Below are 19,070 nucleotides of genomic sequence, written 5' to 3'. Positions count from 1 at the left end.
CGACCCAGCCGACGGGCATCGACGTCGACGGAGAGCGCTTGATGTCTGACCCACACGCTGTGGCCCGTTCATCCCGGCACGGCCGGTTCCGCCGGTGGGTGTCGCTGGAAACCACGAGTGGCGCCCTGCTCCTCGCCGCGGCGGTCGCGGCGCTGGCCGTCGCGAACTCGCCCTGGCGCGACTACTACACGACCGTCTCCGATACCGTCATCGGCCCCGCCGCCCTACACCTGGACCTGTCCGTATCGGCGTGGGCCGCTGATGGCCTGCTGGCGATCTTCTTCTTCGTCGTCGGCGTCGAACTCAAGCAGGAAATCGTCGCCGGTAGCTTGCGCCGGGTCGGCGAGGCGGCAGTCCCGGTACTCGCGGCCGTCGGTGGGATGCTGCTGCCCGCGATCGTGTTCGTGGCGGTGGTCACGGCGCTGGGGGATGCGTCCGCGTTGCGCGGGTGGGCGATCCCCACCGCCACGGACATCGCGTTCGCGCTGGCGGTACTGGCGATCTTCGGCCGAGGTCTGCCGGTCGCACTGCGGACGTTCCTGCTGACCCTGGCGGTGGTCGACGACCTCCTCGCCATCATCGTGATCGCCGTGTTCTACACCGGCAGCCTCGACGGGGTGGCCCTCGTGATCGCCTTCGCCGCGATCGCGGTGTTCCGGGTCATCGCCCGGTCGGCCCACCCCACATGGTGGCTGCTGCTGCCCGTCGCGGTGATCGGGTGGGGGTTCATGCACGCCTCCGGGGTGCACGCGACCATCGCCGGCGTCCTACTCGGGTTCTGCGTGACCGCCCGTCCCGTACACGGCGAACCCACTGCCCGCACCCACCGGTTCGAGCACGCGGTGCGTCCGATCTCGTCCGGGTTCGCGTTGCCGGTGTTCGCGTTCTTCGCCGCCGGTGTCACCGTTGTCGGCGGCGACGGCGGAGAGGCCGTGCTCACGCAGCCGGTGGTCCTCGCGATCGTCCTCGCCCTGGTGGGAGGCAAGCTCATCGGGGTGCTCGGCGTCACGGCACTGGTCACCCGATTCACCACACTGCGCCTGCCGGACGCGATCGGCCTGCGCGACCTACTGCCGATCGGATTCCTCACCGGCATCGGCTTCACCGTCTCGCTGCTCATCGCCGAACTCTCCTTCCCCGACGCCACGCACACCGACGGCGCCACGATCGGCGTGCTCGCGGGCACGCTGCTCGCCGCGATCCTCGCCGCAGCCACCCTGCGGTGGGACGCCCGCAAGGCACGACACCGGGACATGAACGAAGACGGAATGGTCGACACCGACACCCGACCCATCCGCGACCCCGCCGACGAATAGTGCCAGTGGACCTGGGCCCGAAGCACCTGCATCGCCTCGGGCCCAGGGTGTTCCCGGGTGTCAGGCGTTGCCGGTCAGGTTGCGACGGCGGAACACGGCGACGGCGACCTGCACCAGCATGCTGGCGAGCAGGGTCAGCACGATGACCGCGGCCACGTTGACGTCCTCCAGAGGGTATTCGCCGATGTGCTCGAACGGTGACAGACGCAGCGCGGCGGTGGGGATGTCGAGGATCGGGGCGAAGTAGCCGACGATCAGCCCGTAGCCGAGCACCACCCAGATCAGCGGCAGTACCCTTGGCGCTGCCGCGTAGAGCAGGCTGGCAACGGCAAGGACGAGCCAGGTCGCCGGGGTGTGGGCGACGTGGCCGAGCAGCAGTTCGCCGACCAGTCCGGCGTCGCCGGTACTCACTGCCGCGCCGACCCCCATACCGAGGCCCGCGGCCAGCAGTAGCCAGAGCACGCCGGCAGCGGCGACGGCGACGTGGCTGCCAAGCCAGGCCGCCCGGCTCACCGACGTGGCGAGGACCGGCTCGGCTCGGCCCTCGATCTCCTCGGCGCGCAGGGACTGCACGGCGAGGACCGCGTAGACCCCCACGGTGAGTGCCATGGTCAGGCCCATCATGCCGAGGTAGCCGTCCAGGAGGTTCTCCGCGCCGCCCATGATGGCCACCAGGTCCGCGGGTGCGTCGGCGAAGCCGTCGATCAGCGGCTGGGTGAACGAGCCGTACGCGAGCCCGGCGACGAACAACGCCGCAGTCCATCCGATCAGCGCGGCCCGGTGCAGCCGGAACGCGAGCGTGAGCGGACCGGCGAGCCAGGCGGCGGCCCGCGGTGAGCCCGGCCGGGGCGGCACCAGGCCGGCGCCGAAGTCCCGGCGGGCCGACAGGCCGAAGCCCACGGCGGCGGTGGCCGCCGCGAACGTGAGTGAGACAGCCAGCGGCCACCAACGGTCGTGGACGTAGGGTGCGGTCTGCTGGGACCAGCCGATCGGCGACAGCCAGGACAGCCAGGACGGCCCGCTGCCCTGCACCGCGGCCATGTCGCCGAGCCCCCGCAGGACGAACGCGGCACCGAGCGCGGCGCCGGCCATGCCGGAGGCGGCCCTCGGATACTCCGACAGTTGGACGGTGACCGTGGCGATGCCGGCGAAGGCCAGCGCCACCGCGCCGATCGATGCGCCGAACAGCAGCGACCCACCGACGTCGAACCCACGGCTGGCCATCGTGGCGCCGATCAGCAGGGCGACCAGCACCGCCATCGCGGCGGTCAGCGTCAGCGCGGCGGTGAGTTGGGCGTGCCGGCCGACCACGTTGGCCCGGATAAGTTCGGCCCGCCCGGTGCGCTCCTCGGCACGGGTGTGTCGCACGACGGTGAGCAGGCCCATCAGGCCGGCCCCGACCGCCACGTAGAGGCCGTACTGGCCGGCGAGGAAGCGTTCGATGGTCAGCTGGTCGAAGCCGAAGCCGGGTCCGCCGAACAGCGCGCCGGCCGGGCTGCCGGAGAACGCGGTCAGCCCCTCCAGGTCCTCCGGGCTTTGCACGATGCTGTCCAGCGCGGTGGCGAAGTAGGTCATCAGCAGCGTCAGCCCGAGGGTCCAGGCAGGGAAGCGGATCCGGTCCCGACGCAGCATGAACCGCAGGAGGGTGCCGACCCCGGCGAGGTTACCGCCGTGCACGACGACGCCGACCGGTGCCGAACGTCCCAGCGTCGTCGTGTTCATCGCGCCACCTCCGCGGCGCCGTTGTGTCCGAGCTGCTCGCCGTAGTGACGCAGCAGCAGTTGCTCCAGCGTTGGCGGACGGACGGTGAGTCCCTGCACGCCCAAGTCGCCGAGCTGGCGCACCACGGCGGCGAGGTGGTCGCCGTCGACCTCGAAGCGGACATGGCCGTCCTCGGAGTGCAGGCCGTGCACGCCGGGCAGGACGGCGAGGGCGTCGGCAGGGCGGTCGGTGATCGCCTCGACCGAGGTGCGGGTCAGATGGCGCAGGTCGGTCAGGGAGCCGGTCTCGACGATCCTTCCCTGCCGGATGATCGAGATCTGGTCGGCGAGCACCTCGACCTGGGCGAGGATGTGGCTGGACAGCAGCACCGTGCGCCCGGCGTCCTTGGCCTCGCGGATGCACTCCTGAAACACCGCCTCCATCAGCGGGTCCAGCCCGGCGGTGGGCTCATCGAGCAGCAGCAGTTCGACGTCGCTGGCCAGCGCCGCGATCAGGGCCACCTTCTGCCGGTTGCCCTTGGAGTAGGTACGACCCTTCTTACTCGGATCGAGGTCGAAACGCTGGCACAGCTCGTCGCGGCGGACCGGATCGGAGCCGCCGCGCAGACGGGCGAACAGGTCGATCGCCTCGCCGCCGGTCAGGTTGGGCCACAGCTCCACATCGCCGGGGACGTACGCGAGCCGGCGATGCAGGCGCACGGCGTCCGCCCAGGGGTCACCGCCGAGCAGCCGGGCTTGGCCGGCGTCCGCGCGCAGCAGCCCGAGCAGGATCCGGATCGTGGTGGACTTGCCGGCACCGTTGGGGCCGAGGAAGCCGTGCACGGTGCCGGTGGCGACCCGCAGGTCGAGCCCGTCCAGCGCCCGCACCCGGCCGAAAGACTTGTCGATGTGTTGGATGTCGATGGCAGCGGTCATCGTTGTAGACCTCGTTCGAGGAAGGCCCAGGAGCAGCCTGGGATCTGATGTCGTCGATCGCGGTGGATCTCGCGAGAGAAGGGGCCACGCCGGAACGTGGTGGCTAGCGTGCAGCGTTGTCTGCGTCGCCTGCCCGCGGCGGATCCGGGACGTACATCAGGTACTCGTCGAGCATCGACCGGTCGACGAGCAGCCCCTGCGTGAACAACTCCAACGCGGGCAGCACGAGTTCCTCGACGTACCGGCGGAACAGTGCGGGAAAGTCCTCGGGCTCGGCGTCAGCACCATGCAGGGTGAACCAGAGCAGCATGCTGCCGGTCGCCTGATAAGCCAGGTACCGCGTACGGGCAGCCCGGTCCCGGCTGGGCCGGACAACCCCGGCCGCCTCGCCCGTCGCCAGGTACGCCTCGGCGTCGGCGATCATGTGCTCCACCAGCCTGAGCGCCAACTCCCCGCCGGCCTGCATGCTGCGCAGCAGGTACTGCACCAGCGGCGCGAACCGCTCCACCTCGGCCATCTGCGCCAACAGCATCGCCCCGCTGCCGTCGGTCAACGCCTTCGCCTTCTCCTCGCGCATCACCGCGAGGACATGCTCGTCGCAGGCGCGGCGCAGCCCGTCCTTGGAACCGAAATGATGGATCACCAGGCCGGCGGTGACCCCGGCGTCGGCGGCGATGGCACGCAGTCCGACCTGGAAACCGTCGCGGCCGAATCGGGCGATGGCGGCGTCACGGATGCGAATCGCGGTGGCGAACTCGCCGACCCGATCATCAAACCCCACGTCCTCCGACGCCACAGCCTCAGATTAAACGCTTGTTCAATCGGTCCGCAACACCCGACCGTGCCCGTCGCGCCACACCCTCGTCACGGCATGCCGATCAGCGGTGAGCACCGAGGTCCGGTCCGTGTTTCGGTGGTGGACGTGGAAGGATGCGCACCGTGTTGACCACCACCGGCTCGCGGGGCATCGACCTCCGAGCGGCCGGGCGGGCTCGTGCCCGACCGGCTGCCGTGGCCCGTTTGGCCTGCGACTGGCAGTACCACGCGGGTGATTCTGGTGCCGGATCATGCGGTTGCTGACTCGCCGGCCGGCGTGGCAGCGAGGTGGCGACGGGTTCCGGCATCCGGCACAGGTCATCGCCGCCGGATTCGCCGCGGCCGTCGCGGTCGGTACGGGCCTGCTGTCGCTGCCGGTGGCGACCCGATCCGGTCAACGGGCCGAGGTCGTGGACGCGCTGTTCACAGCCACCTCGGCGGTCTGCGTCACCGGTCTGATCACCGTCGACACCGGCAGTTACTGGTCCGGCTTCGGTCAGGCGGTCATTCTCCTGCTCATCCAGGTCGGCGGCCTGGGGATCATGACACTGGCCACCCTGTTCACCGTGCTGGTGTCGCGGCGACTCGGGTTACGGGCCCGCTTCCTGGCCCAGGCGGAGACCAAGAGTCTGAATCTCAGCGATGTACGGGGTGTGGTACGCCGCATCGTGGTGTTCAGCCTGATCAGCGAGGCCGTCGTCGCCGTGCTGCTCACAGTCCGGCTCGCCACCACATACGAGCAGCCGTTCGTGTCCGCACTCTACGACGGTGTGTTCCATGCGATCTCCGCGTTCAACAACGCGGGCTTCTCCACCCGGGCCGACAGCCTGATGGGATACGTGGCCGACCCGTGGATCACCCTCACCGTCGCGACCGCGGTCATCCTCGGCGGCCTGGGCTTCCCGGTCGTCTTCGAACTCACCCGGACCTGGCGCCGTCCGGCGTTCTGGTCGGTGACAACCCGGATCACCCTCGTGCTCACCGTCGTCCTGCTGACCGCCGGCACCCTCGTGTTCACCATCGCCGAATACTCGAACCCGGCCACGTTCGGGCCGCTGGACGGGCCGCAGAAGCTGCTGGCCGGGTTCTTCGCCTCGACGATGACCCGGACCGCCGGGTTCAACAGCGTCGACATCGGCGCGATGCGCCCGGAGAGCCTGCTCGCCAGCGACGTGCTGATGTTCATCGGCGGCGGCAGCGCCGGCACCGCCGGCGGCATCAAGGTCACCACCTTCGGACTACTCGCCTTCGTCCTGTGGTCAGAGATGCGCGGCGAGACCCACGTCAACGTCGGGCACCGCCGGATCCCCACCAGCAACCAGCGTCAGGCCCTCGCCGTCGTGCTGCTCAGCGCCGGCGCCGTGGTCGTCGCCACGTTCATCCTGCTGGCCATCACCCCGTACCGCCTCGACGTGGTGTTATTCGAGGTCGTGTCCGCCTTCGGCACCGTCGGCCTGTCCACCGGCATCACCGGTAACCTTCCGCCGCAGGCCGACATCCTGCTCGTGATGCTGATGTTCGCGGGCCGTATCGGACCTCTCACCCTGGCCTCCGCACTGGCGCTGCGCGACCGCAACCGGCGCTTCGAACTACCCGAGGAAAGGACGATCGTTGGCTGACATCCGCAACGAGCCGGTGGTCGTGATCGGCCTGGGCCGTTTCGGCACCGCACTGGCCCTGGAACTGGTCAAGCGAGGCACCGAAGTCCTCGGCATCGACCACCGCCCAAAGGTGGTGCAGAGCCTGGTCGGGCAGATCCCCCACGTGATCACCGCCGACGCGACCGACATCGAGGCACTGCGCCAACTCGGCGTCGGGGACTTCCACCGCGCCGTGGTCGCGATCGGCACCGACATCCAGGCCAGCATCCTCACCACATCCCTGCTAGCCGAACTCGGCATCCCCGACATCTGGGCCAAGGCCATCAGCGGGCAACACCGCAACATCCTCACCCGCGTCGGCGCCCACCACGTCATCGCTCCCGAGCACGACATGGGCGAACGCACCGCCCACCTACTCACTGGCCGCATCCTCGACTACGTCGAGATCGACGCCGACTTCGCCGTGATCAAGACCAAACCACCCCGCGACGTCGTCGGCATGCCGCTGCGCGACTCCCGGCTGCGCAGCAGATGGGGCGTGACCGTGGTGGCGGTCAAGCCCCAGGCGGGCATCGGCGGCCACAGGCCGGGCTTCACCCACGCCACCCCCGACACCGTCCTCAGCTACGGCGACCTCATCCTCGTCGTCGGCCCCGTCGACAACGTCGAACGTTTCGCCGCCGCTGAGTAGCGACAACACGGGAGGCGCGTCGGTTTCAGCGTGGGTGGTTGTGCGGGCAGGTGCCGTGGAACGGCACGTCATGCGACGACCTGTATGGCGTTGCCTTAGGTGCCTAGCGCAGCTATGCTCACTGCATATTCATGCGGAGGTGGGTATGGGAATTCGGGTCGGGGTTGCCGGGGCGAGTGGCTACGCCGGTGGCGAGCTGCTGCGCCTGATCGCCGGGCACCCCGAGTTCGACCTGGTCACCGCCACCGCGCACCGCCAGGCCGGGCAGCGCCTGGACGCGGTCCATCCCCAGCTCACCGGGCTGGAGCTGACCCTCACCGAGACCGTACCGGACGTGCTGGCCGAGGCCGACCTGGTCTTCCTCGCCCTGCCGCACGGCGAGTCCGCCGCCATCGCGGCCCGGCTGCCCGACGGTGTCCGGATCGTCGACCTCGGCGCGGATCACCGGCTCGTCGACGGCGACGCCTGGGCCCGCTACTACGGCGGCCCGCACGCCGGCGCGTGGACCTACGGCCTGCCCGAACTGCCCGGTCAGCGGGAGCTGATCGCGGGCGCGGCCCGGGTGGCCAACACCGGCTGCTACGCCGCGACGATCACCCTGGCGCTGGCCCCGCTGATCGCCGCCGGCGCCGCCCGGCCCGCCGACGTGGTGGTGGTCGCCGCCTCCGGCACCTCCGGCGCCGGCCGGGCCGCCAAGGCGCACCTGCTCGCCAGCGAGGTGATGGGTGACCTGTCGCCCTACAAGGTCGGCGCGCACCAGCACGTGCCCGAGATCAAGCAGGCCACCGGCGCGACCGGGCTCTCCTTCACCCCGGTGCTCGCGCCGATGCCGCGCGGCATCCTGGCCACGGTGACCGCGCTGCCGGCCGGTGCGGCCGACCCACGGGCGGTGCTGGCCGAGGCGTACGCGGACGCCCCGTTCGTCCACCTGCTGCCCGAGGGCCGCTGGCCGCACACCGCCGCCACGCTGGGCGGCAACTCCTGCCACCTGCAGGCCACCGTCGACGTCGACTCCGGCCGGCTGATCGTGGTCGCCGCCCTGGACAACCTCGGCAAGGGCGCCGCCGGTCAGGCGGTGCAGAACGCCAACCTGATGTTCGGTCTGCCCGAGACCACGGGCCTGTCCAGCTGGGGCGTGAGTCCATGACCGTCACCACTCCCCGAGGATTCCGGGCGGCCGGGGTCGCTGCGGGCCTCAAGACCGGCGGGGCACCCGACGTGGCTCTCGTCGTCAACGACGGCCCCGACGCCGGCGTGGCCGGGGTCTTCACCGCCAACCGGGTCAAGGCCGCGCCGGTGCTCTGGTCCCAGCAGGTCGTCCGGGGTGGCGTCGTCCGCGCGGTGGTGCTCAACTCCGGCGGGGCGAACGCCTGCACCGGCCCGGCCGGCTTCCAGGACACCCACGCCACCGCCGAGCACACCGCCGCCGCGCTGACCTTGGCCAGCCCGCGCCGGATGCTGGGCGCGGGGGAGGTGGCGGTCTGCTCCACCGGCCTGATCGGCGAGCGGCTGCCCATGGACCGGCTCCTGCCGGGGGTGGACGCCGCCGTCGCGGGTCTGGGCGGCACCGGCGGGCTTGCCGCGGCCGAGGCGATCATGACCACGGACACCCGGGCGAAGAACACCGTGGCGTACGGCGACGGCTGGACCGTCGGCGGCATGGCGAAGGGCGCCGGCATGCTGGCCCCGGCCATGGCCACCATGCTCTGCGTGCTCACCACCGACGCGGTGGCCGGCCCGGAGCTGCTCGACGCCGCGCTGCGGGCCGCCACCCGGGTCACCTTCGACCGGGTCGACTCCGACGGCTGCATGTCGACCAACGACACGGTGCTGCTGCTGGCCAGCGGCGCCTCCGGCATCGCGCCGAGCGCGGCCGAGCTGACCGGGGTGGTCACTACCGCCTGCCACGACCTGGCCCAGCAACTGCTCGCCGACGCCGAGGGCGCCACCAAGCAGGTCGCTATCGTCGTCGTCGGCGCGGCCGGCGAGGACGACGCGGTCGAGGTGGGCCGCGCGGTAGCCCGCAACAACCTGGTGAAGACCGCGCTGTTCGGCAACGACCCGAACTGGGGCCGGATTCTGGCCGCCGTCGGCACCACCGCCGCGGCGTTCGCGCCGGACGCCGTCGACGTGGCGGTCAACGGGATCTGGGTCTGCCGGTCCGGCGCGGCCGCCGAGGACCGGTCGAAGGTGGACCTCACCGGTCGGGACGTCACCATCCGGATCGACCTGCACGCCGGCGCCGCCGAGGCGACGGTGTGGACCAACGACCTGTCGCACGCCTACGTGCACGAGAACTCGGCGTATTCCACGTGAGCGCGAGGAACGCAGCGCAGCGGAGTCCCGCAGTCGCGAGCGAGAGGCTGGCCCGGTGAGCGCGAGGAACGCAGCGCGGAGTCCCGCAGCCGCGAACGAAAGGTTGGCCTGGTGAGCCTGACCTCGGATCTCAGCCGGGCGCAGGCCAAGGCGGCCACCCTGATCGAGGCGCTGCCCTGGCTGATCCGCTTCGCCGGCTCCACCGTCGTGATCAAGTACGGCGGCAACGCCATGGTCGACCCGGAGCTGCGGCGGGCCTTCGCCGCCGACATGGTGTTCCTGCGCTACGTCGGTCTCCGGCCCGTCGTGGTGCACGGCGGCGGACCGCAGATCTCGGCCATGCTCGGTCGGCTGGGCATCGACAGCGAGTTCCGGGGCGGCCTGCGGGTGACCACCCCGGAGGCGATGGACGTGGTCCGGATGGTGCTGGTCGGCCAGGTCGGCCGGGAACTGGTCGGGCTGATCAACACGCACGGCCCGCTCGCGGTCGGTCTCTCCGGCGAGGACGCCGGCCTGTTCACCGCCGTGCGGCGGCCCGCGTACGTGGACGGGCAACCGGTCGACGTCGGCCAGGTCGGCGACGTCGAGTCGGTGGACACCTCGGCGGTGGCCGACCTGATCGCGGCCGGCCGGATCCCGGTCATCTCCACCGTGGCGCCGGACGCGGACGGGGTGCTGCACAACCTCAACGCCGACACCGCCGCCGCCGCGCTCGCCGTCGCCCTGCGGGCGCGCAAGCTGGTGGTGCTCACCGATGTGCCCGGCCTCTACGCCAACTGGCCCGACACGTCCAGCCTGGTCAGCGAGATCACCACCGAGGAGCTGACGAAGCTGCTGCCGTCGCTCGAATCGGGCATGGTGCCGAAGATGGAGGCCTGTCTGCGGGCCGTCAGCGGGGGAGTGCCCGCCGCGCACGTCGTCGACGGCCGGGTGGCCCACTCCACGCTGCTGGAAGTGTTCACGTCGGAAGGCTTCGGAACAATGGTGGTCCCCTCGTCCCGGGATGGAGTGCCGGCATGAGTGAGCGGAGCGAGCGAATCGTCAGGCTGAGCGTGGTGGTGCCTCGTGGCGGCACGCAGCGAAGCGGAGTGCCGGCATGAGTGCTCTGGTGCAGCGCTGGCGGCAGTCGATGATGGACAACTACGGCACCCCGCCGCTGGCGCTGGTCTCCGGTGCCGGCGCCGTCGTGGTCGACGAGGCCGGCCGGGAGTACGTCGACCTGCTCGGCGGCATCGCCGTCAACTCCCTCGGCCACGCCCACCCGGCGGTGGTGGCCGCCGTGTCGAAGCAGGTCGCCACCCTCGGGCACGTGTCCAATCTGTTCGTCGCCGAACCGCCGGTGGCCCTGGCCGAGCTGCTGCTGGCCCTCGCCGGTCGGCCGGGCCGGGTCTTCTTCGCCAACTCCGGCGCGGAGGCCAACGAGGCGGCCTTCAAACTGTCGCGGCGCACCGGCCGCACCCACGTGGTCGCCACCGTCGGCGGCTTCCACGGCCGTACGATGGGCGCCCTCGCCTTGACCGGCCAGCCGGCCAAGGCCGACCCGTTCCGCCCCCTGCCGGGCGAGGTCACGCACGTCCCGTACGGCGACGTCGTCGCCCTGGCAGCCGCGGTGACCGAGGCCACCGCGATGGTCATCCTGGAGCCGATCCAGGGCGAGAACGGCGTGGTCGTCCCGCCGCCCGGCTACCTCGCCGAGGCGCGGCGGATCACCGCCCGACACGGCGCGCTGCTCGTGCTAGACGAGGTGCAGACCGGGATCGGTCGCACCGGGCACTGGTTCGCCCACCAGGCCGACGGCGTCGAGCCGGACGTGGTGACCCTGGCCAAGGGCCTGGGCGGCGGGCTGCCCATCGGTGCCACCGTCGCCTTCGGCCCGGCCGCCGACCTGCTCGGCCCCGGCCTGCACGGCAGCACCTTCGGCGGCAACCCGGTGAGCTGTGCCGCCGCCCTGGCGGTGATCTCCACCATCGCCCAGGAGGGGCTGCTCGACCACGTTAAGCGGGTCGGCGAGCGGCTGCGTCGGGGGATCGAGGCCCTCGGTCACCCGCTCGTCGACGGCGTCCGGGGCGCCGGGCTGCTGCTCGGCATCACCCTGACCGCGCCGGTGGCGCCCGCCGCCGCCGGGGCACTGCGCGAGGCCGGCTTCCTGGTCAACCCGGTCCAGCCGGACGTGCTCCGGCTGGCCCCGCCCCTGATCCTCACCACCGGCCAGGCCGACGCCTTCCTGGCGGCCCTCCCCGCCGCACTCGCGGCGGATCCCGGTGCGGGCGGGCCCTCGGCGGAGCGGCGCGACACCACGATCTCGACGGCGACGACAGGGGAGGCCCGGGGATGACTCGGCACTTTTTGCGGGATGACGACCTGTCGCCGCAGGAGCAGGCCGAGGTGCTGGACCTGGCCGCGCGGATGAAGGTCGACCGGTTCGCGTTCAGGCCGCTGGCCGGGCCCCGTTCGGTGGCGGTGCTCTTCGACAAGCAGAGCCTGCGTACCCGGATCTCCTTCGACGCCGGCATCGCCGAACTCGGCGGCCACCCGCTCGTGGTGGACACCCAGGTCACCCACTTCGGTCGGGGTGAGACCCTGGCCGACGCCGGTCGGGTGCTGTCCCGCTACGTGGCCGCGATCGTGCTGCGTACCCACGGCGACGACCGGATCGCCGAGGTGGCCTCCGGGGCCACCGTGCCGGTGGTCAACGCGCTGACCGACGGGTTCCACCCCTGTCAGCTGCTGGCCGACCTGCTCACCGTCCGCGAGCGGTGCGGCGGCACCGCCGGCCGGATCCTGGCGTACGTCGGTGACGCGGCGAACAACATGTCCCACTCGTACCTGCTCGCCGGCGCGGCCGCCGGGATGCATGTGCGGGTCGCCGGCCCGGCCGGGTTCCAGCCCGACGCCGCCGTGGTGACCCGGGCCGAGGCGATCGCCGCCGGCACCGGTGGCTCGGTCCGGGTGCTCACCGACCCGGTCGCGGCGGTCCGGGACGCCGACGTGGTCGCCACCGACACCTGGACCTCGATGGGGCAGGAGGGTGACGGACAGGACCGCAACACCCCGTTCCTGCCGTACCAGGTCAACAAGGCGCTGCTCGGGCATGCCGCGCCGGAGGCGATCGTGCTGCACTGCCTGCCGGCGCATCGGGGTGAGGAGATCACCGACGAGGTGCTCGACGGCCCGCACAGCGCCGTCTTCGACCAGGCGGAGAATCGGCTGCACGCCCAGAAGGCGCTGCTGACGTTCCTGCTCGCGGAGACAGGCGTGAAGGAGACACCGTGACCGCACCACTGACCCGCGCCGCCCGGCATGCCCGCATCGTCGAGTTGATCCGCGACCGGGCGGTCCGGTCGCAGACCGAGCTGGGCGAACTGCTCGGCGAGGAGGGCGTCCAGGTCACCCAGGCCACCCTCTCCCGGGACCTGAAGGAACTCGGCGCGGTCACCGCCCGGGGCGGTGACGGCCGGGCCGTCTACGTCATCCCGGAGGACGGCCACCGCCCGCTGCGCGAGGCCGAGGCGGCACCGGCCCGGCTCGTGCGGCTGCTGCGTGAGCTGCTCAACGAGGTCGACTCCAGCGGCAACATCGCGGTACTGCGCACCCCGCCGGGCGCGGCCCACTACCTGGCCAGCGCGCTGGACCGGGCCGGCCTGACGGACGTCGTCGGCACCATCGCCGGCGACGACACCATCCTCGTCGTGGCCCGTGGGGCCGACGGCGGGGCCGCGCTCGGCGAGCGACTCGCCGGCTGGGCCCGCCGCGACGAGAGCGTCGAAGGGAGCACCACCTCATGACCACGCTCGACGGTGGGCGGGATGCCCGGTGGGGTGGGCCGAGGCCATGACCGTCAGAATGGGCGGGGTGGACGACAAGAGCCTGACCGAGAACAGCGCAGCGGCCAACCGGACGAGCCTGTGGGGAGGTCGCTTCGCGGGCGGGCCGTCGGAGGCGCTCGCCCGGCTGTCGGTGAGCGTGCAGTTCGACTGGCGGCTGGCCCCGTACGACATCGCGGGTTCCCGGGCGCACGCCCGGGTGCTGGCCGGCGCCGGGCTGCTCGACCCGGAGGAACTGGGTCGCATCCTCGCCGCCCTCGACGACCTGGAGGCCGCCTGCGCCTCCGGGGCGTTCCGCCCCACGGTGGACGACGAGGACGTGCACACCGCGCTGGAGCGGGGCCTGCTGGAGCGGCTCGGCAGTCTCGGCGGCAAGCTGCGCGCCGGCCGGTCCCGCAACGACCAGGTCGCCACCGACCTGCGCCTCTATCTGCGCGACCACGCGCGGGGGGTGGCCGCCCGGCTGGTGGAGCTGGCGGAGGCGCTGGTCGAGCAGGCCGGGCGGCACGTGGAGACCGCCGCGCCCGGCATGACCCACCTCCAGCACGCCCAGCCGGTCACCTTCGGTCACTGGCTGCTCGCCCACGTGCAGCCGCTGCTGCGGGACCTGGAGCGGCTGCGGGACTGGGACCATCGGGCTGCGGTCAGCCCGCTCGGCGCGGGGGCGCTGGCCGGCTCGGGGCTGCCGCTGGATCCGGTGGCGGTCTCGAAGGAGTTGGGCTTCCGGACGTCCTTCGCCAACTCGATGGACGCGGTGGCCGACCGGGACTTCGTCGCCGAGTTCCTCTTCGCCACCGCGCTGATCGGGGTGCACCTGTCCCGCCTCGGCGAGGAGGTGGTGCTCTGGACGTCGCAGGAGTTCGGCTGGGTCGAGCTGGATGACGCCTTCGCCACCGGGTCGTCGATCATGCCGCAGAAGAAGAACGCGGACATCGCCGAGCTGGCCCGGGGCAAGTCCGGTCGGCTCGTCGGCGGGCTGGTCAGCGTGCTGACCATGCTCAAGGGCCTGCCCATGACGTACGACCGGGACATGCAGGAGGACAAGGAGCCGGCCTTCGACGCGGTCGACACCCTGGAACTGCTGCTGCCGGCCCTCGCCGGGATGATCTCCACGATGACGGTACGCGTCGACCGCCTGGTCGCCGCCGCCCCGGTGGGCTTCTCCCTGGCCACCGAGGTGGCCGACTGGCTGGTCCGCCGGGGCGTGCCGTTCCGCGACGCGCACGAGATCACCGGTCGGCTGGTGGCGCTCTGCGCGGCCCGGGACTGCGCCCTCGACGAGGTTTCCGACGACGACCTGGCCACGGTCAGCGAGCACCTCGACCCGACCGTACGCGACGTGCTGTCGGTCCGTTCGGCCCTCGCCGCCCGGATCACCCCCGGCTCGACCGGCCCCGGCCCGGTCGCCGACCAGCTCTCCACCGCCGCCGACCGCCTGGTCGGCTGGCGAGAATGGGCCGCCGACCAGGTCGTCCCCCGCTGAGCCCTCTCCCGCCCCCCGTCGCCCGCCGCCCGCCGCCCGCCGCAAGATCCGCACAACTTCAGGGATACTGCTGCCTCAGCGAGCCGGGAGGCAGCAGTATCCCTGAAGTTGCTGGCCGGGAGGGTCGGGGTCAGGGGCTCGCGGGGGTGGTGCGGGTGGTTAGGCGGTCGTAGCGTTGGCGGGCGGCTTGGGCGCTGCCCAGGCCGAGCCCGTGCCCGATCGTTTGCCAGGTCAGCCCGCGGCTGCGGGCTAGGTCCAGCAGACCGGCCTCCATGGTGTCGATCTCGGCCCGCAGGTGCGGGAAGAGGGTGAGGGCGGCCAGCAGATCGGCCTCGTCGACCGGCTCCTCGCCCGGCACCGCCTCGGCGGCCCCGGCGGCCAGCGCCAGCACCACGGCGATCGCCTCGTACGGCTCGGCAGCGTACGGGTTGGTGTGCCGGTGACGCTGCTCCCCGGTGGCGGCGTGCCGCTCGGTGAGCCGCTGTAGGGCGGTGTAGGTGCGGTGCGCCCGAGCCTGGGCAGCCTCGGGCGCGACGAAGGACTCGGCGGTCATGCGCCCAGTCCAGCACTTCAACGAAACGTTGTCAACGGAATGTTGATGCGCGATGGCCAGGTCGCGTCAGTGCTCCTGGGTCCAGGCGAGGGTGATGCGCATGTCGCTGATTCGCCAGCCCGCCGGGGTGCGTATGGCGGTGCAGGCCGATCGCAGGCCGCTCGTCCGGTGCGGCGGCGCGCCGTCGCGGTAGAAGTACACGAGCTGGTTAGCGGTGGCTTCCGCGCGGTCGCCGTCGGCCTGCACCAGCACGTCGCCGTGCACGTGTTGGGTGTGCTCGTCCGCGACGTGGGTCCGCTTCAGGAAGTCGGTCACCTCGTCGAGGCCGTGCAGCTCGTGGCCGCGCGGTGAGTGCGCCACGACGTCGGGGTGGTAGACGGTGTGGCTGTCGTCGTGGCGGCCGTCGTCGAGCAGGTTGGCCAGCCTGCCGAACAGTTCGGCGATCTCGACGCGGTCGGCGGTCCTGGTGGCATCGGACACGACGCCCTCCTTTGATGGTTGCTCCAACATTGGTCTGACCAACACTAACCCAGGATGTTGGTCCCGCCAACTCGATAGGGTGGCCACCATGGACGAGATCCCCCAGCGCCTGGCGGTGAAGCCGAGTTGGCTGATCACCCAGCTTGCCGTGCACGTCCGCCGGCTGGTGTCCGACGGCTTCACCGCAGCGGGGGCGCGCGGGTACCACTACCGCATCCTGGCCGCGCTGCACGAGTTCGGGCCCGCGAGCCAGGCCCAGCTCGGCCGCCGGTGCCGGATCGACCGCAGCGACATCGTGGCGGCGGTCAACGAACTGGTCGAGCAGGGTCACGTCGACCGGACGCCGGACCCGGAGCACGGTCGGCGCAACAGGGTGACCCTCACCAGGGACGGTGTCCGGCAGTTGCGGTACATGGACGGGGTGCTCGATCAGGTGCAGGACGAGCTGCTCAAGTCCCTGTCGGCCGAGGAGCGGCAGACGCTGACCCGCCTGCTCCAGCAGGTTCTCCCCACCACGAACCGGAGTGACCCGGTACGGGGTCACTAGCTCAGCCCGAGCGCCAGCGCGGTGAAGAGCGCAGCGAGCCAGCCCCATCCCGGAATGACGACGGCGCGCTGGACGAGGCCGATGCGCGGCGACACCTCCTCCCACGCCGTGCCGAACCGGCCGAACCCGAGGAACAGGGCGACAGCGACAACGCCCGAGATGATCTTCCAGGGCGTACCCGGCAGCGTGAACGTGCCGACAGCCGCGGCGAGCGGCAGGGACAGGAAGACGACGGCACCGGCGATATCGTGGATCCGGTGCGGTGTGCTGTGCTGCTCCGGTATCCCGGCCGGAGCGCCCGGCGGATATCCGAGCATCGGATCCATCCGGAACACCCCGGATGCGACGAGACCGAGCCCGAACACGGTCAGGACCACACCGACCAGGACGCTCGGTCCCTCGACGACCACTCCGAGCGCCCCTGCCGTGATCGCGGAGCCGGAGACGACGAAGTTCGCCGTCTGGACCCAGCCTCGCCGGCCGAGCGCCAGGGCGCTGATCGGGTGACGTACCGCCGAGTAGTGCGGCCGGCTCCCGCCGTCGACGAGGAACACCAGCACGAACAGCGCCGCACCGGCGGCGCCCGCCCACAGGACCACGTGACCCCACTTCCGGCTGCGGCCGGACTCTCCGGCGGTCTCAGTACACCGCGCGGTCGCCGGCCGGAACAGTGCCGATGGTCATGGCCGTGCTTCGCGCATCGTCACGAGAGCCGAGGCGAGGAGCGCCACCGGCCGATCGTCGTCCCGGGCCAGGTGGCGCAGCGTGTCCAGCGCGATGGTCCCCGGCATCTCGGCGAGTGCCTGGGTCAGTCGCATCCGTACCGCCGAGTCCGCGGTCGGGGCGGCGAGTTCGTCGACCAGCGCGCTCATGATCCGGTCTGCCCACGTCGCGTCCCGGGCCAACGCGCCCAGCAGCTCGGCCGCCTCGACGTCGTTCGGGCCCTCGACCACGATGCCGACGAGCGCCGGCACGGCCCGGGTCTCGCCGCGCGTCCCCAGGGCAAGGGCGGCACGCCGGCGGATCGCCGCGTCCGGGTCGGCGAGCGCATCCGTGAGCATCGCGGTCGTCTCGTCACCGGGCAGCTCCGCGAGCGCCACGACCGCCCGCCGTCGGACGTCGACGTCGTCGGAGGCCATGCCGTACGCCAGGCTCGCCACACCGTCACCGCCGGCCCGCGCCAGGGCCCACCGCAGGGCCCCGGCGACGTTCGGGTCGGATTCGGTGAGGACCGCCTCGGCCAGCAGCTCGGCGGGTACCGACTCGTGCTCGACCGGGGCCAGGACGGCCTGCTGCCGCCGCGCGGCACTGCGCGACGCCAGTCCGTGCAGCAGCTCGACGATGCGGGCGACGTCCTGCCATCCGGCGGGCTCGGCCGCCTCGACCTTGCGCAGCCGATCGAGGAGTTCGCGCTCCCGGTGGAGTCGTTCCTCGGTCCCTCGGATGAGGTCGCCGACCAGCGCGGACGGGGTGAATCCGGGATCGTCGAGGGTACGCGCGATCTGGCGCAGCGACAGTCCCAGCGAGCGCAGCCCCTCCACGTGGAAGATCCGCCGGACGTCGTCGGGGGTGTACTCCCGGTAGCCGCCCACGGTCCGGCCGGTCGGTTGGACCAGCCCGAGGGAGTCGTAGTGCCGGAGCATCCGCGCACTGACCCCCGAGCGGCGCGCCACCTCACCGATCAGCATCCAGCTGTCCCCTCCCGTCCGGACCGAGCGCGACGACCCGCCTCGCCTCGTCGACGGCGAGGTCGAAGCTGGCATCCGGGTCGCGCAGCAGCCGCTCCGTGGCGCGCGCGTGCGCCCGTACCGCCGGGTCCTGACCTGCCATCGCCGCTTGCAGGACCGGCTCGACCACGTCGCCGAGCGCGACGAGGGCGCGGCTCAGGCTGAGCCGTACCTCCCGGTCACCGCGGCCGAGCTGCGCGGCCAGCGCCGTGGCCAGGGCTTCCTCCTCCCCATCGGGTACGAGGACGACGGCGGCGCGCCACGCGCTCCGCGCGACCTCGTCGTCGGCGTCGTGCAGCAACGATCGCGTGATCGCGGGCCACGCGCTCCTGTCCCCGATCTTGGACAGGGTATGCAGCGCCTGGCTACGCGCCTGGGCACGCCCGGAACGAAGCTCCGCCCGCAGCCTCGGAACCGTGATCTCCGCCGGGAGGCGGGTCAGCGCCCAGGTGAGCATGTCGCGCACGAAGAAGTCCGGCTCGACCGCGCACCGCGCCACGAGCACATCGACCACACCGGGATCCGGGTGCGTGCCGATGGCCAGGGCCGCGTGCAGCCGCGTCGACGCGCTCCCCGCGGCCAACGCGTCGACCAGCCGCGCGTCCGGTGGGTGCCTGCCTGCCGAGTTGATGGGAACCACCTCCGACAGCCAGTGAAGACCTTGTCACAGTGACAAGGTCAAGTTCCGGCGCCTTTCCCACCAGAGCGCGAGTTGCTCCCGGCACCGGTACGCGGTCACCGCGCCCAGGGCCACCACGATGAGGACGCTCCACATCCAGAACCGGCCGCCGAAGACGCGCGGTGGGTCGGCCACCCGGGTGCGGCCAACGCCAACTGGTGGTCACCGGTGAGCAGATAGGCGGTCCGGGACAGCGCCGGCGAACGGTGCACCACGAACTCGTGGAACGTCTCGGCCATCGCCACCCCCTCGGCAGGAGTAAACGCCGCCTACCGTGCGGATTGTTGAGGTGGTACAGGTCCCGCATCGCCTCGTGGCCGGCTCCAAGCCGGTGCGGCGCGGGGACGATCCGGTGGGGTGCCGGCGCTGTCGAGCTGAGAGCGTGGACGGATCACAGCAGA

Annotated in this window: 20 protein-coding genes and 1 pseudogene; 11 read left to right on the top strand and 10 right to left on the bottom strand. The window is 71.9% G+C overall.

Annotated elements, in window-relative coordinates:
* Nucleotides 1-41 precede the first annotated feature (41 nt).
* Nucleotides 42-1,316, top strand: a complete 1,275-nt coding sequence (gene nhaA, locus O7615_RS31755; protein WP_278181476.1) for a Na+/H+ antiporter NhaA — start codon at nt 42-44, stop codon at nt 1,314-1,316.
* Between the two features lie 60 nt (nt 1,317-1,376).
* On the opposite strand, the gene O7615_RS31750 is transcribed toward nhaA, so the two are convergent.
* The 4 genes and pseudogenes from O7615_RS31750 to O7615_RS34365 form a co-directional block, all read right to left on the bottom strand.
* Nucleotides 1,377-3,038, bottom strand: a complete 1,662-nt coding sequence (locus O7615_RS31750; protein ID WP_347405112.1) for an ABC transporter permease — start codon at nt 3,036-3,038, stop codon at nt 1,377-1,379.
* A complete protein-coding gene (locus O7615_RS31745) occupies nt 3,035-3,952 on the bottom strand; it encodes an ABC transporter ATP-binding protein (RefSeq protein WP_278181475.1) in 918 nt (305 codons plus the stop codon). Before O7615_RS31745 ends, O7615_RS31750 begins: the two co-directional genes overlap by 4 nt.
* Nucleotides 3,953-4,055: 103 nt before the next feature.
* Entirely contained in the window at nt 4,056-4,529 is a 474-nt protein-coding gene (locus O7615_RS31740) for a hypothetical protein (protein ID WP_347405136.1), read from the bottom strand.
* 33 nt (nt 4,530-4,562) lie between these two features.
* Nucleotides 4,563-4,733, bottom strand: a pseudogene (locus O7615_RS34365) (helix-turn-helix domain-containing protein); the annotation flags it as partial.
* Nucleotides 4,734-5,019: 286 nt separating this feature from the next.
* On the opposite strand from O7615_RS34365, the gene O7615_RS31735 reads away from it, so the two are divergent.
* The 9 genes from O7615_RS31735 (at nt 5,020) to argH (ending at nt 14,683) form a co-directional block, all read left to right on the top strand.
* Entirely contained in the window at nt 5,020-6,387 is a 1,368-nt protein-coding gene (locus O7615_RS31735; protein WP_278181473.1) for a TrkH family potassium uptake protein, read from the top strand.
* On the top strand, nt 6,380-7,060 hold the full coding sequence (locus tag O7615_RS31730; protein WP_278181472.1) for a TrkA family potassium uptake protein: 681 nt from the start codon (nt 6,380-6,382) through the stop codon (nt 7,058-7,060). The genes O7615_RS31735 and O7615_RS31730 overlap by 8 nt, the downstream gene beginning before the upstream one ends.
* Before the next feature lie 145 nt (nt 7,061-7,205).
* Nucleotides 7,206-8,207 (top strand): N-acetyl-gamma-glutamyl-phosphate reductase, encoded by a 1,002-nt coding sequence (argC, locus tag O7615_RS31725; RefSeq protein ID WP_278181471.1) that lies wholly within the window; start codon nt 7,206-7,208, stop codon nt 8,205-8,207.
* On the top strand, nt 8,204-9,376 hold the full coding sequence (gene argJ / locus O7615_RS31720; RefSeq protein ID WP_278181470.1) for a bifunctional glutamate N-acetyltransferase/amino-acid acetyltransferase ArgJ: 1,173 nt from the start codon (nt 8,204-8,206) through the stop codon (nt 9,374-9,376). Before argC ends, argJ begins: the two co-directional genes overlap by 4 nt.
* A gap of 111 nt (nt 9,377-9,487) precedes the next feature.
* The gene (gene argB, locus O7615_RS31715) at nt 9,488-10,396 is read left to right on the top strand and encodes an acetylglutamate kinase (RefSeq protein ID WP_278181469.1); all 909 of its coding nucleotides are present in this window, start codon (nt 9,488-9,490) and stop codon (nt 10,394-10,396) included.
* Nucleotides 10,397-10,472: 76 nt separating this feature from the next.
* On the top strand, nt 10,473-11,711 hold the full coding sequence (locus O7615_RS31710; protein WP_278181468.1) for an acetylornithine transaminase: 1,239 nt from the start codon (nt 10,473-10,475) through the stop codon (nt 11,709-11,711).
* Nucleotides 11,708-12,649, top strand: coding sequence for an ornithine carbamoyltransferase (argF, locus tag O7615_RS31705; protein ID WP_278181467.1), 942 nt, complete (start codon nt 11,708-11,710; stop codon nt 12,647-12,649). The genes O7615_RS31710 and argF overlap by 4 nt, the downstream gene beginning before the upstream one ends.
* Nucleotides 12,646-13,161, top strand: a complete 516-nt coding sequence (locus O7615_RS31700) for an arginine repressor (protein ID WP_278181466.1) — start codon at nt 12,646-12,648, stop codon at nt 13,159-13,161. The genes argF and O7615_RS31700 overlap by 4 nt, the downstream gene beginning before the upstream one ends.
* Nucleotides 13,162-13,219: 58 nt before the next feature.
* Nucleotides 13,220-14,683, top strand: a complete 1,464-nt coding sequence (gene argH / locus O7615_RS31695) for an argininosuccinate lyase (RefSeq protein ID WP_278182305.1) — start codon at nt 13,220-13,222, stop codon at nt 14,681-14,683.
* A gap of 130 nt (nt 14,684-14,813) precedes the next feature.
* Here the strand turns inward: argH and O7615_RS31690 are convergent, their stop codons facing one another.
* Nucleotides 14,814-15,236 (bottom strand): DNA-binding protein, encoded by a 423-nt coding sequence (locus O7615_RS31690; RefSeq protein ID WP_278181465.1) that lies wholly within the window; start codon nt 15,234-15,236, stop codon nt 14,814-14,816.
* 66 nt (nt 15,237-15,302) lie between these two features.
* The gene (locus O7615_RS31685; RefSeq protein WP_278181464.1) at nt 15,303-15,716 is read right to left on the bottom strand and encodes a nuclear transport factor 2 family protein; all 414 of its coding nucleotides are present in this window, start codon (nt 15,714-15,716) and stop codon (nt 15,303-15,305) included.
* Between the two features lie 88 nt (nt 15,717-15,804).
* On the opposite strand from O7615_RS31685, the gene O7615_RS31680 reads away from it, so the two are divergent.
* Complete coding sequence (locus tag O7615_RS31680) at nt 15,805-16,263, top strand: MarR family transcriptional regulator (protein WP_278181463.1); 459 nt, start codon at nt 15,805-15,807, stop codon at nt 16,261-16,263.
* On the opposite strand, the gene O7615_RS31675 is transcribed toward O7615_RS31680, so the two are convergent.
* From O7615_RS31675 to O7615_RS31660, 4 genes are all read right to left on the bottom strand, one after another.
* The gene (locus O7615_RS31675) at nt 16,260-16,862 is read right to left on the bottom strand and encodes a DUF998 domain-containing protein (RefSeq protein WP_278181462.1); all 603 of its coding nucleotides are present in this window, start codon (nt 16,860-16,862) and stop codon (nt 16,260-16,262) included. The two genes, O7615_RS31680 and O7615_RS31675, sit on opposite strands and share 4 nt — an antisense overlap.
* Nucleotides 16,863-16,943: 81 nt before the next feature.
* On the bottom strand, nt 16,944-17,951 hold the full coding sequence (locus O7615_RS31670; protein ID WP_278181461.1) for a MerR family transcriptional regulator: 1,008 nt from the start codon (nt 17,949-17,951) through the stop codon (nt 16,944-16,946).
* Nucleotides 17,938-18,630, bottom strand: coding sequence for a HEAT repeat domain-containing protein (locus tag O7615_RS31665; RefSeq protein ID WP_278181460.1), 693 nt, complete (start codon nt 18,628-18,630; stop codon nt 17,938-17,940). The genes O7615_RS31670 and O7615_RS31665 overlap by 14 nt, the downstream gene beginning before the upstream one ends.
* A gap of 24 nt (nt 18,631-18,654) precedes the next feature.
* Nucleotides 18,655-18,804, bottom strand: a complete 150-nt coding sequence (locus tag O7615_RS31660; protein WP_278181459.1) for a hypothetical protein — start codon at nt 18,802-18,804, stop codon at nt 18,655-18,657.
* Between the last annotated feature and the right edge of the window lie 266 nt (nt 18,805-19,070).

Source organism: Micromonospora sp. WMMD1082, from assembly GCF_029626175.1.
In the GTDB taxonomy this organism is placed as follows: domain Bacteria; phylum Actinomycetota; class Actinomycetes; order Mycobacteriales; family Micromonosporaceae; genus Micromonospora.
The sequence above is the reverse complement of the archived record's forward strand: the minus strand, read 5'-3'. Positions and strand labels throughout refer to the sequence as shown.

Excerpts from the sequence above, each read along its gene's own strand:
- nhaA (WP_278181476.1), top strand. The coding sequence starts at position 42 with ATGTCTGACCCACACGCTGTGGCCCGTTCATCCCGGCACGGCCGGTTC.
- O7615_RS31750 (WP_347405112.1), bottom strand. The coding sequence starts at position 3,038 with ATGAACACGACGACGCTGGGACGTTCGGCACCGGTCGGCGTCGTCGTG.
- O7615_RS31745 (WP_278181475.1), bottom strand. The coding sequence starts at position 3,952 with ATGACCGCTGCCATCGACATCCAACACATCGACAAGTCTTTCGGCCGG.
- O7615_RS31740 (WP_347405136.1), bottom strand. The coding sequence starts at position 4,529 with ATGCGCGAGGAGAAGGCGAAGGCGTTGACCGACGGCAGCGGGGCGATG.
- O7615_RS31735 (WP_278181473.1), top strand. The coding sequence starts at position 5,020 with ATGCGGTTGCTGACTCGCCGGCCGGCGTGGCAGCGAGGTGGCGACGGG.
- argC (WP_278181471.1), top strand. The coding sequence starts at position 7,206 with ATGGGAATTCGGGTCGGGGTTGCCGGGGCGAGTGGCTACGCCGGTGGC.
- argJ (WP_278181470.1), top strand. The coding sequence starts at position 8,204 with ATGACCGTCACCACTCCCCGAGGATTCCGGGCGGCCGGGGTCGCTGCG.
- O7615_RS31710 (WP_278181468.1), top strand. The coding sequence starts at position 10,473 with ATGAGTGCTCTGGTGCAGCGCTGGCGGCAGTCGATGATGGACAACTAC.
- argF (WP_278181467.1), top strand. The coding sequence starts at position 11,708 with ATGACTCGGCACTTTTTGCGGGATGACGACCTGTCGCCGCAGGAGCAG.
- argH (WP_278182305.1), top strand. The coding sequence starts at position 13,220 with ATGGGCGGGGTGGACGACAAGAGCCTGACCGAGAACAGCGCAGCGGCC.
- O7615_RS31690 (WP_278181465.1), bottom strand. The coding sequence starts at position 15,236 with ATGACCGCCGAGTCCTTCGTCGCGCCCGAGGCTGCCCAGGCTCGGGCG.
- O7615_RS31680 (WP_278181463.1), top strand. The coding sequence starts at position 15,805 with ATGGACGAGATCCCCCAGCGCCTGGCGGTGAAGCCGAGTTGGCTGATC.
- O7615_RS31670 (WP_278181461.1), bottom strand. The coding sequence starts at position 17,951 with ATGCTGATCGGTGAGGTGGCGCGCCGCTCGGGGGTCAGTGCGCGGATG.